The organism is Emergencia sp. 1XD21-10 (assembly GCF_009936045.1).
In the GTDB taxonomy this organism is placed as follows: Bacteria; Bacillota; Clostridia; order Peptostreptococcales; family Anaerovoracaceae; genus Senimuribacter; species Senimuribacter intestinalis.
Window position 1 is genome coordinate 1 of record NZ_QWEQ01000075.1, and the last position, 994, is coordinate 994.

Below are 994 nucleotides of genomic sequence, written 5' to 3' on the forward strand. Positions count from 1 at the left end.
AAGCCACTTTAATGGACGCATAGGAAAGTTGTTGTACTTTCGGTTATGAACCTTTAGCTGAGCAGCAAAATCTGCAAAGGAGTAGAACGAGTGGGTTGCATAGAAATATTCGTTATCTTTTCTATGTGATCGTTCTACCTTTCCATTATGTCTTGGTGTAAAAGGTTTAATCAACTTATGCGCAATACCCAGTTCTTTGAGCTTTTTCTCAAACCGGCTAAGGTCATTCGCTCTTTTGCTAACAAATCGCTTAGTGAACTCTGGACCATTGTCTGTCTGCACACATTCCACAACAAAAGGAAAAGCTTTCAGCATGTGTTCTAAAAATACTGTTGAAGAATAGCTGGAGATTTCGTCAAATGCTTCCACATAGCGAAATCTAGAAAATTCATCGATAGCAGTGTATTGATAGAATTTTTGACCTGAAGCTTCACCAACTAAGCAGACGGCAGGAACATGCTTTACATCCACCTGAACCCTTTGACCTGGATAATCCATTTGTTCATAAGGCTTTGGGATATACTTTGGATTTGGAGGCTTGATTGGAGTAAGTTTAAGCCTTCTGAGAACACGCCAAAGACCGGTAATAGAGCGAGAATATCCACGCTGAGAGAGTTTTACCCAAAGTACGACAAGTCCGGCATGAGGGTTTCTACGGCGCATGTCTTTGATGAGCTTCAGTTCCTCAGGAGTATGCTGTTTAGGATGATGATGAGGTCTTCTAGAATGTTCTCTAAGCGACTGGATAGAGCCGTCAAAACGGCGACGCCAACGATAGATGTACTGACGATTGACCTTGTATTTAATAGCAGCCTTGGTAACACCATATTTTTCAGCGTAATTTAAAAGGGATAGACGAAATCTCATATCTTGTGTTATACTTGTCATGCGGGATCTCCTGTGTAATGGTTTGGGGTGGTAACTTAACTTTAACACAAAAATGAGATCTTGCAATTTTTTTATTCAGTTGTAACACATCTATTGTAAACCTACA

At 40.2% G+C, this 994-nt stretch carries 1 protein-coding gene; it reads right to left on the minus strand.

Features of this window, described 5'->3' with window-relative positions; translation table 11 throughout:
- Positions 1 to 888, minus strand: an 888-nt coding sequence (locus D1151_RS16355; RefSeq protein WP_161909579.1) for a DDE-type integrase/transposase/recombinase, incomplete at its 3' end; no start/stop codon positions are given.
- Between the last annotated feature and the right edge of the window lie 106 nt (positions 889 to 994).